Origin of the sequence: Streptomyces sp. NPDC002889 (assembly GCF_042888425.1) — a bacterium.
GTDB lineage: Bacteria > Actinomycetota > Actinomycetes > Streptomycetales > Streptomycetaceae > Streptomyces.
This window is the reverse complement of the sequence record NZ_JBIAPT010000010.1, coordinates 31,799-46,656: the sequence shown is the minus strand read 5'-3', so window position 1 is coordinate 46,656 and position 14,858 is coordinate 31,799. Positions and strand designations below refer to the sequence as shown.

15 protein-coding genes and 1 pseudogene are annotated in these 14,858 nt (G+C 69.8%); 7 read left to right on the top strand and 9 right to left on the bottom strand.

Annotated elements, in window-relative coordinates; all coding sequences use genetic code 11:
• Positions 1–14: 14 nt before the first annotated feature.
• Positions 15–764 carry a MerR family transcriptional regulator gene (locus ACFYWI_RS16660; protein WP_389231946.1) on the top strand — a complete coding sequence of 250 codons (750 nt, stop codon included), beginning with the start codon at positions 15–17 and terminating at the stop codon, positions 762–764.
• On the opposite strand, the gene ACFYWI_RS16655 is transcribed toward ACFYWI_RS16660, so the two are convergent.
• A complete protein-coding gene (locus ACFYWI_RS16655; RefSeq protein WP_389231942.1) occupies positions 733–1,188 on the bottom strand; it encodes a DUF1398 family protein in 456 nt (151 codons plus the stop codon). The genes ACFYWI_RS16660 and ACFYWI_RS16655 overlap by 32 nt on opposite strands.
• On the opposite strand from ACFYWI_RS16655, the gene ACFYWI_RS16650 reads away from it, so the two are divergent.
• Positions 1,175–1,765, top strand: coding sequence for a MarR family winged helix-turn-helix transcriptional regulator (locus tag ACFYWI_RS16650; RefSeq protein WP_389231939.1), 591 nt, complete (start codon positions 1,175–1,177; stop codon positions 1,763–1,765). The two genes, ACFYWI_RS16655 and ACFYWI_RS16650, sit on opposite strands and share 14 nt — an antisense overlap.
• 399 nt (positions 1,766–2,164) lie before the next feature.
• Here the strand turns inward: ACFYWI_RS16650 and ACFYWI_RS16645 are convergent, their stop codons facing one another.
• On the bottom strand, positions 2,165–2,836 hold the full coding sequence (locus ACFYWI_RS16645) for a nitroreductase family protein (protein ID WP_389231936.1): 672 nt from the start codon (positions 2,834–2,836) through the stop codon (positions 2,165–2,167).
• A 68-nt stretch (positions 2,837–2,904) separates the two neighbouring features.
• Here ACFYWI_RS16645 and ACFYWI_RS16640 point away from each other — a divergent pair, with 68 nt between their 5' ends.
• Positions 2,905–3,297 carry a winged helix-turn-helix transcriptional regulator gene (locus tag ACFYWI_RS16640; RefSeq protein WP_389231933.1) on the top strand — a complete coding sequence of 131 codons (393 nt, stop codon included), beginning with the start codon at positions 2,905–2,907 and terminating at the stop codon, positions 3,295–3,297.
• A 97-nt stretch (positions 3,298–3,394) separates the two neighbouring features.
• Here ACFYWI_RS16640 and ACFYWI_RS16635 read toward each other — a convergent pair.
• Positions 3,395–3,490 (bottom strand): annotated as a pseudogene (locus ACFYWI_RS16635) (transposase); the annotation flags it as partial.
• A gap of 550 nt (positions 3,491–4,040) precedes the next feature.
• Here ACFYWI_RS16635 and ACFYWI_RS16630 point away from each other — a divergent pair.
• Positions 4,041–4,385: a hypothetical protein gene (locus tag ACFYWI_RS16630; RefSeq protein WP_389231930.1), complete on the top strand. Its 345-nt coding sequence runs from the start codon at positions 4,041–4,043 to the stop codon at positions 4,383–4,385.
• Complete coding sequence (locus tag ACFYWI_RS16625) at positions 4,385–5,035, top strand: hypothetical protein (RefSeq protein ID WP_389231927.1); 651 nt, start codon at positions 4,385–4,387, stop codon at positions 5,033–5,035. Before ACFYWI_RS16630 ends, ACFYWI_RS16625 begins: the two co-directional genes overlap by 1 nt.
• Positions 5,036–5,394: 359 nt before the next feature.
• Here ACFYWI_RS16625 and ACFYWI_RS16620 read toward each other — a convergent pair whose 3' ends face one another.
• The 4 genes from ACFYWI_RS16620 to ACFYWI_RS16605 all read right to left on the bottom strand — a co-directional run bounded on the left by ACFYWI_RS16620 (position 5,395) and on the right by ACFYWI_RS16605 (position 11,166).
• Positions 5,395–7,569 carry a 3-hydroxyacyl-CoA dehydrogenase NAD-binding domain-containing protein gene (locus ACFYWI_RS16620; protein WP_389231924.1) on the bottom strand — a complete coding sequence of 725 codons (2,175 nt, stop codon included), beginning with the start codon at positions 7,567–7,569 and terminating at the stop codon, positions 5,395–5,397.
• Between the two features lie 38 nt (positions 7,570–7,607).
• Positions 7,608–8,822, bottom strand: coding sequence for an acetyl-CoA C-acetyltransferase (locus tag ACFYWI_RS16615; RefSeq protein ID WP_389231921.1), 1,215 nt, complete (start codon positions 8,820–8,822; stop codon positions 7,608–7,610).
• A gap of 71 nt (positions 8,823–8,893) precedes the next feature.
• On the bottom strand, positions 8,894–10,036 hold the full coding sequence (locus ACFYWI_RS16610) for an acyl-CoA dehydrogenase family protein (protein ID WP_389232611.1): 1,143 nt from the start codon (positions 10,034–10,036) through the stop codon (positions 8,894–8,896).
• A complete protein-coding gene (locus tag ACFYWI_RS16605; RefSeq protein ID WP_389231918.1) occupies positions 10,033–11,166 on the bottom strand; it encodes a CaiB/BaiF CoA transferase family protein in 1,134 nt (377 codons plus the stop codon). The genes ACFYWI_RS16610 and ACFYWI_RS16605 overlap by 4 nt, the downstream gene beginning before the upstream one ends.
• A gap of 202 nt (positions 11,167–11,368) precedes the next feature.
• Here ACFYWI_RS16605 and ACFYWI_RS16600 point away from each other — a divergent pair, with 202 nt between their 5' ends.
• Positions 11,369–12,568 carry a saccharopine dehydrogenase family protein gene (locus tag ACFYWI_RS16600; protein WP_389231915.1) on the top strand — a complete coding sequence of 400 codons (1,200 nt, stop codon included), beginning with the start codon at positions 11,369–11,371 and terminating at the stop codon, positions 12,566–12,568.
• 54 nt (positions 12,569–12,622) lie between these two features.
• On the opposite strand, the gene ACFYWI_RS16595 is transcribed toward ACFYWI_RS16600, so the two are convergent.
• A complete protein-coding gene (locus ACFYWI_RS16595; RefSeq protein WP_389231912.1) occupies positions 12,623–13,318 on the bottom strand; it encodes an endonuclease V in 696 nt (231 codons plus the stop codon).
• Between the two features lie 40 nt (positions 13,319–13,358).
• Between ACFYWI_RS16595 and ACFYWI_RS16590 the strand changes: the two genes are divergently transcribed.
• Positions 13,359–13,658, top strand: a complete 300-nt coding sequence (locus tag ACFYWI_RS16590; RefSeq protein WP_389231909.1) for a YciI family protein — start codon at positions 13,359–13,361, stop codon at positions 13,656–13,658.
• Between the two features lie 23 nt (positions 13,659–13,681).
• On the opposite strand, the gene ACFYWI_RS16585 is transcribed toward ACFYWI_RS16590, so the two are convergent.
• A complete protein-coding gene (locus ACFYWI_RS16585; RefSeq protein WP_389231906.1) occupies positions 13,682–14,779 on the bottom strand; it encodes a WD40/YVTN/BNR-like repeat-containing protein in 1,098 nt (365 codons plus the stop codon).
• Positions 14,780–14,858: the final 79 nt, after the last annotated feature.

The window sequence follows — 14,858 nt, the reverse complement described above, 5'->3', positions numbered from 1 at the left end:
GGAGAGGGAGGACCATGGCGACCGAGACCGAGGAGCCGACGTTCACCGTCGACGAACTGGCCGCGCGCGCCGGGGTCACCGTACGCACCATCCGGTTCTACAGCACGCGCGGGCTGCTCCCGCCACCCGTGATCGGGGCGCGCAGAGTGGGGCACTACGGCCCGGACCATCTGTCCCGCCTCGCTCTCATCGAGGAGCTGCAGCACCAGGGCATGACGCTCGCCGCCATCGAGCGCTATCTGGAGCAACTGCCCCCGGACCTCAGCGCGCAGGATCTGGCGATCCACCGTGCCCTGGTCGCCTCGTGGGCCCCCGAGTCGGCCGAACAGGTCACCCGGCAGGAGCTGGAGCGCCGGGCCGGACGGCCACTGTCGGACCAGGACGTCGACCGGCTGGCGGCCATGGGCGTACTGGACCGCCGTCCCGGTGCCCCGGACGCGTTCCGTCTGGACGGCGGTCTGCTGCGGCTCGGGGTGGAGCTGCTGGACGTACCCATCGCGCACGAGACGATCCTCGCCTCCCGCACGGTCCTGCTGGAGCACGCCCGGGCGGCGGCGCACGACCTGACGCGGCTGTTCCGGGACGAGGTCTGGGGCCCGTACCGGGAGCGAGAGTCGGACCCGGACCATGTGGCGGCAATGAAGTCGCTGTCGGCGCATATGCAGCCGATGGTGATCCAGGCACTGGTGACCGCGTTCCAGCGCTCGCTGCGGGAAGAGCTGCGGGTCGCGTTCAGCACGCAAACGCAGGCGGAAGCGGGCTAGAAGACTGAGGCCAGATCTCGACGGTGGGGTAGGTCTCGGTGTAACCGGCGCCGTCGGCTCCGTAGTAGGAGCAGGTCCGTGCGTTCAGGTCGACGTCGTACCAGATGACACCGGCCTTCCAGCAGCCTTGGACGAACTCCGGGAATGCGGTCTCCCCGGCCTGGTCACTGCGGAGCGCCGCGACGAGGGCTTCGCGGTTGAAGGGCGCGACGTCGACCATGCCGGTACACAGCGGCTCGCCCTGGACGGCGACGGGTCCGGCGTCGGTGAGGTAGAGCATGGCATTGGAGGGAACTGCCATCCGGCAGCGGCTGACGCCGGCCTGGCGAAGCGTCTCGGCGAGGTAGGGGAAACCGCCGGCCTTCGGCCGGACAGCGGACGCCCGCTCCAAGGCTGCCCGCAGGATCACGGTGGCGCTGCTCATCGTCTTCTCCGAATGCTGGGTGTTCGGGGCGGGAACCCGCCGCGGTAGGATGACAACAGATTTCCAGGCTGTCATCATGTTGTCAATTAGAGGAGAGTGTGACGTGCCGGAAGAGCTGGCCCTCCTGGTCGCAGACGTGTTCGAGGCTGCCGGCCTGCTTCGCAAGATGGGAGAGGAAATTGCGGCGACCGAGGGGCAGACCCAGGCCCGCTGGCAGCTGCTCAGCGCGGTCTCCGAGGAGCCGCTGACCGTCGCACGGGCAGCCCGCCGCCTCGGGATCGCCCGTCAAGGAGTCCAGCGTGTCGCCAACGATCTCGTCCGCGAGGACTTGGCTGACTTCCGGCCCAACCCGGACCACCGCGGGTCACCGCTCCTGGCCCTCACCCCGCTCGGACGTGCCACGCTCCAGAGAATTACCACGCGCGCGAGCACGGCCCATCGGGCACTGACCGCAGACATCGCCTCAGCCGACATCGCTGCTGCCCGCAGCCTGCTGCACCGCCTGATCGGCCAAGTGCACCGCTACGAAGAACACGACGCGAGGGGGCTCCGCCGACCGGACAGCCCGACGACCTAGACGATCAGCCCTCTGTGGTCAGTGGTCGAATGCGACCAGCGACCGCGCAGTCGGTGCGCCGATCGCCTTCTTGACCAGTGGCAACGCGGCCCGCGGGCCCGTAGCCGCTTGTTGTAGCCGGACCGCTGGGGCAGGTAGGGGGAGCATCGAGGCCAGGTGTGCGTGCGCGTAGCGCAGCCGGCGCGCCTCGGAGGCGAAGCCGAGCAGTGCCTGCCGCGACCGCCAGGCAGACGAGCTCGGAGTCCGTCAACCGGGGTGGCCTGCCCATCCACCGGTCCGACCCCAGGCCGTCGTCGATCTTCACGTACAAGGCGGTCAGCAGGGTGTCCGGGTCATTCTTCACTGGGCGATCTTGGACACCCTGCTTGCCGGCCCCGGACGCGGAGTTGGACAGGATACCTATTCCTGGTGTGCGGTGCTCTGTTGTGCAGTGTGCCGTTCGTAGAAGACGTTGCGTTCCAGGGGACGCCGGCCTGGATGGCGCCGTTCCTCCGCCGGGTAGCCGACGGACACGAGCAGTGCGATGGCCAGGTCGTCGCGGTCGTCGATCCCGATCACCTTCTTCACCTTGTCCTCGTCCCAGCCGTTCATCGGCGACGTTGCCAGGCCCGTCTCGGTCGCGGCGAGCATCACGAACGAGGCCGCGATCATTGCGTCCTTGACCGCGTACTCGCGGAGCAGGCCGCGCTTGTCGAGGTCTTCCTGGAACGTTGTTGATGCCGCGGAGAACATGGCGATGAAGTCGTCGTTCCATGCTCCGTCGCGCCGGGCCCGCTCGTAGATGTCGCTGTGGTCGTCACGCCAGGACTGCGGCTCCGCGACGAAGACCAGCACGACGGGGGCTTCCTGCGGCTGCGGCTGTCCTCCGGTGGCCCGGGCGAGCCTTTCGCGGCCCTCGTCACTGGCGACCACGACGATCGACCGGTCTTGCAGATTCCAGCTGGTAGGCGCTTCGACGGCGAGTTCGAGCAACGATGCGAGGACGGCTTCCGGGATCGGATCGGGCTGATAGTGGCGCACGGTGCGGCGCGTGCGGATCGCGTCCGCGACAGAGAGCATGTGATTCGTCATGACACTCACTATTGGAGAGGGACTCTCCATAGGGAAGAGGGCACCTTTTGGTGCGCTACTCTCCCGGTATGAAGACCGTGGTGGAATCCTCCGGACTACCGGCCGACGCCTACTCCGCGAAGTGCCCGACGCGCCAGGTCCTCGACCACATCGCCGGCAAGTGGACGATCCTGGTCGTCGACGCCCTCCTCGAAGGCACCATGCGCTACACCGACTTGAGCCGACGGATCGAGGGCGTCTCGCAGAAGATGCTCACCCAGACACTGCGCAGCCTCGAAGCCGACGGCTTCATCACCCGCACGGTGCACCCGACCATCCCGCCCCGGGTCGAGTACGCCCTGACCAAGCTCGGCCAGAGCCTTGCTGAACCCATCACCGCGCTCCGGCAATGGACGGAAGCCCACATCAACGAGATCGAAGGGGCCCGGGCCGGGGTCACCGCCGAAACCCCAGCCCGGTGATCTGCTGCTCCGAATGCAGGAGGCAGTGACACTCGCGGGGAGCCGTCACGTCGGTGACTCCCCGCCCGGACACAGGACTTGATCGTGTAGTGCCGCATCAGGCAACGTTCGCCCTGTTCACGACCTCGCGGAGGCGTTCGTCGCCGGCGTGCTTGTTCCGCCAGATGATGTAGCGGCGAGCGGCGTTCCGCTGGCGAGGAGGAGGCCGCAGACCTGACGAGCCGTCTCTGGCTGCTTCACGTCGAGGTGCACATCCTCTGCACTCAACCGGTGGCCGACGCCGTCCATGCCCTCACCGAGCGACTTACCGAGGCTGTGTGGCAGCCCGTTGGCGAGGCCGTTCACCTGTACCTTTCGGCAGCCCGATTCGCCGCCGTGTCAGCCGCACACACCGAACCCGGTGTTCCGACCATGCAGGTTGTAGCCAGCTCTACCGCAGGCGCGTGACTTTCATCGACGCAACACATCGGTGCCGCCAGGCGCAGCACTGCGGCTCCTTCAAGCCGTCGAAGACGTATCCCCGCCTGCGGGCTCGACGACCTGGTCGACGAACTGGGACGCGGCGGCGGGCAACGCGTGGTCGAGCGCGGTGGGACCACACTTGCACGCGCTGCCGTGAGGCTCCCGCGGCTGGACGACCCGGTCCGGGCCGCTGAAACTACGTAGTCGATTACGTAGTTCCCCTGAAGCCTCCAGGAGGTGCGGGGAGGAGACTCACGCGACGGACGACGACGGGGGCTTCGATGACGGCCGGGTTTTCGGACGACTGGTGGGTGCTGCTGCTCGTCCCGGTGGCGCTGTGGGTGCCGTTCGGGCCCTTCATCATGGGCACCCTGGGGGTGTGGTGCGCCCGTAGACCCGACTGGCGGCCACGGTTGTGGTCGGTGCTGGTGCCGCTGGAGCCGGTGGGGTTTCCGGTCACCCACACGATGCTGCCCCTGGGCGACTTGGACGATCCGATCCAGAGGGACGACTTCCTTGGCGTGCTCTACGTTTTGGTCCTGGGCACAACGGCGCTGCCCTGGCTGTTCGGCTACGGCATCACGCGCGTGACGCACACCCTGCGCGCCCGCCGAGGTCGGGTCTGATGGCGACGCAGGACGGGGAGTCCGCCACCACGAGCGACCGAACCTCTCTGGTGTTTCGCGGCATCACCGCCTATTTCGCCCTGTCGCTGGCCATCGCTGGGCTGTACGTGGCGTGGCTGTTCGGCGCGAAGGTCCTCGCCGGTGCCGGGTGGGTCGGCACCCCGGGCCGGCTCGCGGTCGAGCGGTGCGTGGACCACGAGTCGACCTCGTCCGACGGTGACGTCGTCCGGACGTACTGGTGCTCCGGCACCTTCCGTCCGGACGACGGCGGACCGGAGATCGAGCACGTCACGCTCAAGGGCGGCCGCGGTGACGCGTACGTGCCGCCGCGGCCGGGAAGCTGGTGCTACGGCAACTCGCCGGACCGTCCCTGGTGGTGCAAGGGTGACCAGCCGACCTCGGTTGCGGTGCGCTATCTCGGCGACGAGGCGTGGATGTTCGGCAACGGCCTGCTCGTGCCGGGTCCCGTGGCGCTCCTCGGCCTGTGCGGCTTCGGGCTGGGGCTGCTGCTGACCCTCCAGCAGACGGTGTGGCCGGCCCCCGAACGGCGCCCGCGGTGGCTGCGGCGCCGCATCTACAGCATCTGCGTGGTCGGAACCCTCAGTTGGGTAGTGCTACTGGCCGCCCTGGCGTTCGACGTCAACGGCTGACAACAGGTCCGCGCCCAACCGTGCCCAAGCACCCGTACGACGACGACCTGCTGTACGCGGTGGTCACGTGTGGAGGGACGTCCACGAACTCGCCCGTGCACGTCCCTGAAGGACCTGGTTGGCCCACGCGGGACGGCCAACCTCCGGCCAGGAAGGCCATCCGAGGGGCGGAGTGGCTCCCTTCTCCGAGGTCGTGGCACCGTGCCACGTTGCGTACCGACCGGTCTTGAAAACCGTGGGCCGGTGCGCCGCGTACCGCGCCCGTGCCCATGCGGCGGTGTAGGTGAACGGGCCCGGCACGGCAGGAGGACGGGCCCACACGGTGGTGGACCCGTCCGTCCCGGCGAATACTGGAGCGGTCAGGCGTCGGTGAAGACCTCGCCCCGCTCGGCCTTCTCGAGCAGCAGCGCCGGCGGCTGGAACCGGTCGCCGTAGCGCTCGGCCAGCTCACGGGCGCGCGCCACGAAACCGGGCAGCCCGCCCTCGTAGCCGTTGATGTACTGCAGAACTCCCCCCGTCCAGGCGGGGAATCCGATGCCCATGATGGAGCCGATGTTGGCGTCGGCCACCGATGTGAGCACGTTCTCCTCCAGGCAGCGGACGGTGTCCAGCGCCTCGGAGAAGAGCATCCGCTCCTTCATGTCCTCGAAGGGGACGTCCACGCCGGCCTTGCCGAAGTGATCGCGCAGTCCCTGCCAGAGACCGGCCCGCTTGCCGTCCGCGTCGTAGTCGTAGAAGCCGCTGCCGCCGCTGCGGCCGGTGCGGCCGAAGGCGTCGACCATCTTGTCGATCACCGCGTCCGCGGGGTGGGCGACCCAGGTACCGCCCTGCTCCTCGACCGCGCGCCGGGTCTCGTTGCGGATCTTGCGCGGCAGGGTGAGGGTCAGCTCGTCCATCAGCGAGAGCACCTTGGCCGGGTAGCCGGCCTGGGCCGCGGCCTGCTCGACGGAGACGGGGTCGACGCCCTCGCCGACCATCGCCACGCCCTCGTTGATGAACTGGCCGATGACCCGTGAGGTGAAGAAGCCACGGGAGTCGTTGACGACGATCGGCGTCTTGTTGATCTGCCGGACCAGGTCGAAGGCGCGGGCCAGCGCCTCGTCACCGGTGCGCTCGCCCTTGATGATCTCCACCAGAGGCATCTTGTCGACGGGCGAGAAGAAGTGCAGGCCGACGAAGTCGGCGGGCCGCTCCACGCCCTCGGCGAGGACCGTGATGGGCAGCGTCGAGGTGTTGGAGCAGAGCAGCGCGTCCGGCTCGACGACCGCCTCGATCTCCTGGAACACCTTGTGCTTGAGGGCGGTGTCCTCGAAGACCGCCTCGATCACGGCGTCGCAGCCCGCGACGTCCGCCGGGTCGGCGGTCGGCGTGATACGGGCCAGGAGCGCATCGCGCTTGGCCTCGGTGGTACGGCCACGGGAGAGCGCCTTGTCGAGCAGCTTCTCGGAGTACGCCTTCCCCTTGGCGGCCGCCTCGGCGGTGACGTCCTTGAGGACGACCTCGATGCCGGCGCGGGCGCAGGAGTACGCGATGCCCGCGCCCATCATTCCGGCGCCGAGTACGGCGACCTTGCGGACGGGCCGGGGCTCGATGCCCTTGGGCCGGCTGGCACCGGAGTTGACGGCCTGCAGGTCGAAGAAGAACGCCTGGATCATGTTCTTGGCGATCCGACCCGTGACCAGCTCGGTGAAGTACCGGGCCTCGATGACCTGCGCGGTCTCGAAGTCGACCTGGGAGCCCTCGACGGCGGCCGCGAGGATGTTGCGCGGCGCCGGGTAGGGCGCGCCCGCGGTCTGCTTCTTCAGGTTCGCGGGGAACGCGGGCAGGTTGGCGGCGAACTTCGGGTTCGACGGCGTGCCGCCGGGGATCTTGTAGCCCTTGACGTCCCAGGGCTGCTGCGAGACCGGGTTGGCGTCGATGAAGGCGCGGGCCTTGGCCAGCATCTCCTCGTTCGTCGCGGCCACTTCGTGGACCAGGCCGTTGTCCAGGGCCCGCTGCGGCGTGTACTGGGTGCCCTGGAGCAGCACCTTGAGCAGGGCGTCGGCGATGCCCATCAGCCGTACGGTACGGGTGACACCGCCGCCGGCCGGGAGCAGGCCCAGGGTGACCTCGGGCAGGCCGATCTTGGATCCTGGCGCGTCGAGGGCGATGCGGTGGTGACAGGCCAGCGCGATCTCGTAACCGCCGCCCAGCGCCGCGCCGTTGATGGCGGCGACGACGGGCTTGCCGAGGGTCTCGATACGGCGCAGGGCCCGCTTGATGCCCATACCGGCCTCGAAGGCGTCCTGGGCGTCCTCGGGACCGGCCTTGATCATCTCCTTGAGGTCGCCGCCCGCGAAGAAGGTCTTCTTGGCGGAGGTGAAGATGATGCCGCGGATCGACTCCTGCTCGGCCTCGGCGCGGTCGGCGATCGCGGTGATGGAGGCCTTGAAAGCCTCGTTCATCGTGTTGGCGGACTGGTTGGGGTCGTCGAGGACGAGCGTGACGATGCCGGTCTCGTCCTGTTCCCAGCGGATGGTGGTGGACTCACTCATGGTTGTGGTTACTCCGTAAGGGACCGAAAGGACGGGGGTCAGAGACGCTCGATGACGGTGGCGATGCCCATGCCGCCGCCGACGCACAGGGTGGCCAGGCCGTAGCGCTTGTCCTGGCGTTCCAGTTCGTCGATGAGGGTGCCGAGGATCATGGCGCCGGTGGCGCCGAGGGGGTGGCCCAGGGCGATCGCGCCGCCATTGACGTTGATCTTGTCGAGCGAGAGGCCCATGTCGTCGGCGAAACGCAGTACGACGCCGGCGAACGCCTCGTTGATCTCGACCAGGTCGATGTCGTCGATGCTCAGCCCTGCCTTGCCGAGCGCCTTGCGGGTGGCGGGCGCGGGGCCGGTGAGCATGATGGTCGGCTCGGATCCGGAGACGGCCGCCGAGATGATCCGGGCGCGCGGGGTGAGCCCGTAGCGCTCGCCGACCGCCTTGTTGCCGATGGCGACGAGGGCGGCGCCGTCCACGATGCCGCTGGAGTTGCCGGCGTGGTGCACGTGGTCGATCTTCTCGACCCAGTGGTACTTCTGCAGAGCGACGGCGTCGAAGCCGCCGAGGTCGCCGATACCGGCGAAGGAGGGCTTGAGCGCGGCGAGGGAGTCCGCGGTGGTGCCGGGGCGCATGTGCTCGTCGTGGTCGAGGACCACCAGGCCGTTGCGGTCGCGCACCGGGACGACCGAGCGGTCGAAGCGGCCGTCCTTCCAGGCGGCGGCGGCCCGTTCCTGGGACAGCGCGGCGAACTCGTCGACGTCACGGCGTGAGTAGCCGCCGAGGGTGGCGATGAGGTCGGCGCCGATGCCCTGCGGTACGAAACCGGTGTCGTGGTTGGTCATGGGGTCGGCGAACCAGGCGCCGCCGTCGGAGGCCATCGGCACCCGGGACATCGACTCGACGCCGCCGGCCAGCACCAGGTCCTCCCAGCCGGAACGGACCTTCATGGCGGCCATGTTGACAGCCTCGAGGCCCGAGGCACAGAAGCGGTTCTCCTGTACGCCGGCGACGGTGTCGGGCAGCCCGGCGGCGATGGCCGCGATCCGGGCGATGTCGGAGCCCTGGTCGCCGACCGGGCCGACGACGCCGAGCACGATGTCGTCGATCGCGGCCGGGTCCAGAGAGGGGAAGCGGTCCTTGATCTCATGGATCAGTCCGACGACGAGGTCGATCGGCTTGGTGCCGTGCAGGGCGCCGTTGGCCTTGCCGCGGCCGCGCGGCGTGCGGATCGCGTCGTACACATACGCTTCGGTGCTCACTGTCAGGAGCCTTTCGGTGAGGGGTCGGCCGAGCAGGTCCCGGAGGCCGCCCGGGCGGGGTGCGATGAGGGTCAGCCGAGCAGGGAACGACCGATGATCTCCTTCATGATCTCGGTCGTGCCGCCGTAGATGGTCTGGATTCGTCCGTCCGTGAATGCCTTGGCGACGCGGTATTCGCTCATATAGCCGTAGCCGCCGTGGAGCTGGAGACAGCGGTCGGCGACGCGCTTTTGCAGCTCGGTGGCCCACCACTTGGCCATCGAGGCATGGACGGCGTCGAGCCCGCCGGCGCAGTGCTCCTCGATGCACCGGTCGAGGAAGGAGCGGGTGACGGCGCATTCGGTGGCCATCTCCGCGATCTCGAAGCGGATGTGCTGAAGCTTCGCGAGCGGCCGCCCGAACGCCTCGCGCTCCTTGACGTACTCGGTGGTGATCTCCAGCAGATGTTCGGCGGCGGCGATCCCGGCCACGGCTATGGCCATGCGCTCCTGCGCAAGATTGGTCATCAGATGGAGGAAGGCGCCGTTGAGCTCGCCGAGCAGATTCTCCTTGGGGACGCGTACGTCGCTGAAGAACAGCTCGGCGGTGTCCTGGGACTTCTGGCCGATCTTGTCGAGGTTGCGGCCGCGCTCGAAGCCCTCGGTTCCGCGCTCGACGGCCAGCAGCGACAGACCGTGCGCGCCGCCCTCGGGCGTGGTCTTCGCGACGACGATCACGAGGTCGGCGAGGATGCCGTTGGAGATGAAGGTCTTGGAGCCGTTCAGGACCCAGTGGTCGCCCCGGTCCTCGGCGCTCGTGCGGATGCCCTGGAGGTCGGAGCCCACGCCGGGTTCGGTCATCGCGATGGCGGTGATGATCTCGCCGCTGCAGAACCCGGGCAGCCAGCGCCGCTTCTGCTCGTCGGTGGCGAGCGAGGTGAGGTACGGGCCGATGATGTCGTTGTGGAGTCCGACGGCGAGGCCCGGTGCGCCCGCCCGGGTGAACTCCTCGTGGAGCACGGCGGCGTACCGGAAGTCGTCGTTCCCCCCGCCCCCGTACTCCTCCGGCACCGCGAGACCCAGCAGCCCCTGCCGACCCGCCGCCAGCCATGCCTCCCGGCTGACGATGCCGTCCTTCTCCCACTGCTCGTAGTGCGGCTGCACCTCCTTGGTGAGAAAGGTGCGCACGGTGTCGCGGAAGGCGTCGTGCTCGGCGGTGAAGATCTGGCGCTTCAACATTCCTCCTGGGGCCGGATGCTGGACACGTCCCAGTCGCGGGCCACCTCCGCGGTGTCGGCGCCGGGCTGGGCGGGCGGGCGCAGCACCGCCCCCGGTGTCGCGGAGAAGCGGGGTGCGGGTGCGGGCTGGGTGATGCCGCCGTGATCGACGAAGGTGCCGCGGGCGGCGAGATGCGGATGGGCGGGGGCTTCGCGCAGCGAGAGCACGGGTGCGACGCAGGCGTCGGAGCCCTCGAACACGGCCGTCCACTGAGCACGGGTACGCGTCCTGAACCGGGCGGCCACCGCGTCGCGCAGCTCGCCCCACCGGTCGAAGTCCTTACGTGCCGGGACCTCGCCCTCGATCCCGAGCAGTTCGATGAACGTGTTGTAGAACTGCTGCTCCAGCGCCCCGACCGCCATGTACTGTCCGTCGGCGGTCTCGTAGTTCCCGTAGAAGGGGCAGCCGCCGTCGAGCAGGTTCGCGCCGCGCCGGTCCTGCCAACCGCCCGCCGCCATCATGCCGTGGATCATCGTGGCCAGATGCGCCGCGCCGTCGACGATGGCCGCGTCCACGACCTGGCCGGTGCCCCCCGGGGTGTGGACGTGCTGGAGCGCGGCCAGCACTCCGATGACGAGATAGAGCGAGCCGCCCGCGTAGTCGCCGACGAGGTTGGCCGGGACGGTCGGGGGCTCGTCGGGCTTGCCGATCATGCCGAGCGTGCCGGTGACGGCGATGTACGCGATGTCGTGGCCGGCGCGCTGGGCGAGCGGCCCGTCCTGGCCCCAGCCGGTCATCCGCCCGTAGACGAGCCGCGGATTGCGGGCAAGGCACTCGTCGGGTCCGACGCCGAGCCGCTCGGCGACGCCGGGGCGGTAGCCCTCGATCAGTACGTCGGCACGCTCGACCAGGTCGAGCACCTGGCCCGGGCCCTGCTCGGACTTGAGGTCGATGAGCACCGAACGCTTGTTGCGGTTGGTGAGGTCGTACGCCGGGTCGATGGCGAGTCCCGCGCCGCCGGGGCGGTCGACGCGTACGACGTCGGCGCCGAGGTCGGCGAGGAGCATCGCGGCGAACGGGCCGGGCCCGATGCCGGCCAGCTCCACCACACGCACCCCGGCCAACGGACCGTTTCCTGACGCTGTCATCCAGCCCCCAGCGATGTGACACTGCTGATGTAACACCAATGATGGTAAGAACGCGTTCCACTGTGCACAAGGCCTTCGGCCGAGCGAGCGCTTAGCTCTTTCACGCCCGCCAGGTTACTGATGGGAAACGCATCTTCTGCGGGACCGCCGCGCGCGCTAGCCTCAGCCACCGACATCGGCGTGGGTAACGGCGGAGGGGCCATTGAACAGCCAGAACGGGACCGGTCGCGCACAGCGCCCGTACGACATCGTGCTCTTCGGGGCGACGGGGTTCGTGGGAGTGCTGACCGCCGAGTACCTCGCGCGTCACGCACCGGAGGGCTGCCGCTGGGCGGTCGCGGGGCGCAACCGGGTGAAGCTGGAGCAGCTGCGTGAGCGGTTGTCCGTGCTGAATCCCCGCTGCGCGCAGCTGCCGCTGATCGTGGCGGACGCGGACGATCACGAGGCACTGCGGGAGCTCGCCGAGTCCACCCATGTGGTCGCGACGACGGTCGGCCCCTACGTCTGGTACGGCGAGGGCCTGGTCTCCGCGTGCGCCGAGGCGGGCACGGACTACACCGACCTGACGGGCGAGCCCGAGTTCGTGGACCTGATGTTCGTACGGCATGACGCGCGGGCCCGGGAAACCGGTGCGCGCATCGTCCATGCGTGCGGCTTCGACTCCGTGCCGCACGATCTGGGCGTGTACTTCACCGTGCGGCAACTGCCCGAGGACGTGCCCGTGACCATCGACGGATTCGTCCGGTCCAACGCCATGTTCTCCGGCGGCACCATGGCCTCCGCGCTCACCGCCATGGGCCGCGGCCGCCAGTCGCTGCGCGCGGCGCACGAGCGCCGGCTGCACGAGCCACGCCTGGTCGGCCGCCGGGCACGGGCACCGCTCGGCGCGCCGCGCTTCAGCCGGGAGATCGGTGCATGGGCGCTGCCGCTGCCGACCATCGACGGGCAGATAGTCGCGCGTTCGGCACGTGTCCTGCAGCGCTACGGGCCCGATTTCCGTTACCGCCACTACGCGGCGGTGAAAACGCTGCCGATGGCGCTCGGGGGGCCGGCTGCGGTGGGCGCGGGCGTCGCGCTCGCCCAGATTCCGGCCGCCCGGCGGTGGCTGATGGACCGTTACGAGCCGGGCGACGGCCCGAGCCACAAACGCCGCGCGCAGAGCTGGTTCACGGTCCGGTTCGTGGGCGAGGGCGGCGGCCGCCGGGTCTTCACGGAGGTCGCGGGCGGCGATCCGGGCTACGACGAGACGGCAAAGATGCTGGCCGAGTCGGCAATGTGTCTGGCCTTCGACGATCTGCCGAAGACCTCTGGCCAGGTGACGACGGCGGTGGCAATGGGCGACGCACTGCTGGAGCGGCTTCGCACGGCGGACATCACGTTCCGGGTGGCGAGCTCGCGCTAGGGGCGTCTCGTCGGCACGCTCCGTGCGACGCCCGGAACCGCCGCCGGACCGGCCTCAGGCCGCCGTGGCCTCGCGCAGGGCACGGCGGCACAGGGCGTCCGCGCGGCGGGTGGTCTCCGGGATGCGGTAGTCGGGGGCCAGGTGCAGGGTGTGGGCGCAGGCATTCGCCAGGGTGATGCGGTGACCGGCGGAGACGAAGACCGGTTTCACGCCGTTCCTGGTGCGCAGCGCCCTGCCGACCTCTTCGGCGTCGTCGGCCAGCAGCGGGGCGAAGTCACCGCGCCGGTCACCGAGTTCGCCGTAGGTGAAGACGAAAGGGTTCTTCGCGACGCCGATGGTCGGCAGATCCGTCAGCACACCGAGATGGCTGGCGAGCCCGAAGCGCCGCGGGTGCGCACGGCCGTAGCCGTCGCAGACGACGAGTCCCGGTCCGGCCGTGAGCGCGTCCAGTGCGGCCAGGACGGTCGGGATCTCCCGGAAGGCGAGCAGCCCGGGAACGTAAGGGAAGCTGACGCGGCCGATCGCGGTGGCCTCGTCGACGACGGTGAGCGTCGCCGCGTCCAGTACGACGGCCGCGGCGGCGACCAGGTCGCGCTCGTCGTCGTACGCGACATCGACCCCGGTCACCAGCCCGGTGCCGGGCGGCGGCCCCGGCTCGCCCAGGACGACGCGCGTACGCAGTTCGTCCTGGACCGCGCGGGCGGCCTCTTCGCTCCGGGGCCAGTCGGCGGGCGCTTCCACGATCTTCATGATGCGCCCACCCTACGACCCGACGGGTAGCCTCGAGATCATGTTCGTACTCGAATTGACCTACACCGCGCCCGTCGAGCAGGTCGACGAGCTGCTCGAGGCCCACGTGGAGTGGCTGGACGCCCTGTACGAGGAGGGCGTGTTCATCGCCTCCGGCCGTAAGAACCCCCGTGACGGCGGGGTGATCCTCGCCGTCGGGGACGACCGCGCGCGGATCGAGAAGATCGCGGCGGCCGACCCCTTCGTCATCGGCGAGGTGTGCAGGTACCGGATCACGGAGTTCATCGCGACCAAGACCGCACCCGAACTCGCCCGTTTCCGACAGCAGTTGCCGTCCTGACGCCCGCGGCTGCGGTCGCGCCGTCAGAACTCCAGACGAGCGACGCGCCCCTTCTCGCCCGACGCCCAGCATCCGAAGTCGGCAGTGCAGTCGACCGTGTCGAACGAGCCGGTGTCGACGGTGCGCCAGGTGCGCCCGCCGTCCACGGTCACATCGGTGCCGGTCGGGCCGACGGCGAGTGCGACGGAGCGGCTGTGGGGCAGCCAGGCCACGCCCGAGCGGTATGCGGGCGGCGGCGTCTTCGACTGCCGCCAGCTGCGGCCGCCGTCCCCGCTGACGGCTGCCGCCTGCGGGGATGCCTGGTCGGGGCGGTAGTCGCCGCCGACCGCGATGCCGTGGGTGCGGTCGCGGAACGCGAGGGCGAAGACACCGCGCGCCGGATCCCCGGCGGGGATGGAGGACTCGGCGACCGTCCAATGCAGACCGCGGTCGGCGGAATGCAGCACCCGTGCGGTCGAACCGCCGCCGGTCGCCAGCCAGACGTCCTTGGGCCCTGAGGCGACCAGACACTGGCCGCTCGCGGCGAAGCCCGCCTCGCCCGGTAGTGCCGCCGGCATCCCGTCGTCCGCCAGCACCTTCCACGACCTGCCGCCGTCACCGGTCGACAGGATCCGGTACTTGCCGTCCACCGGGTCGCTCATGGCCAGCCCGTGCCGGCTGTCGAAGAAGGTGATGCAGTCGTAGAAGGCGCGGGGATCGGCGTTGCGGAAGGACTCGGTCCAGGTTGCCCCGCCGTCGTCGGTACGCAGGACCCGGGACGCCTCCCCCTCTCCGATGGCCAGCACCACCGCGCGTCGGCTGTCGAACGCCTCGATGTCACGGAACTCCAGCTCCGCCGCACCCGGCGGTGACACGTCGAGCCACGTGCGACCGCCGTCCGCCGTGCGCAGCACCGTGCCCTTCGATCCTGCCACCCAGGCGACCTTCCGGCTGACGGGCGCCAGCCCGCGAAAGCGCGCATCGGTCCCGGTGTCCTTCAGGCTCCAGGCCAGGGCCGTGTCCTGCCCCGTCATCGGGTGTCCTGCCTGCGCGGCCTGCGCCGGCGCCGCCAGAACCGCGGCCACCGCGGCCGCGCACAGCCCCACCGACACCGCTCGTCTCGTCTTCCCCTTGGACGTCATGGCGCTGGAAGCTAGCCCACCGGCCGTACCCCGTCCAGGGTGCCGTCCTGCTGCACGGTGACACAGGTCACCCTCCCTC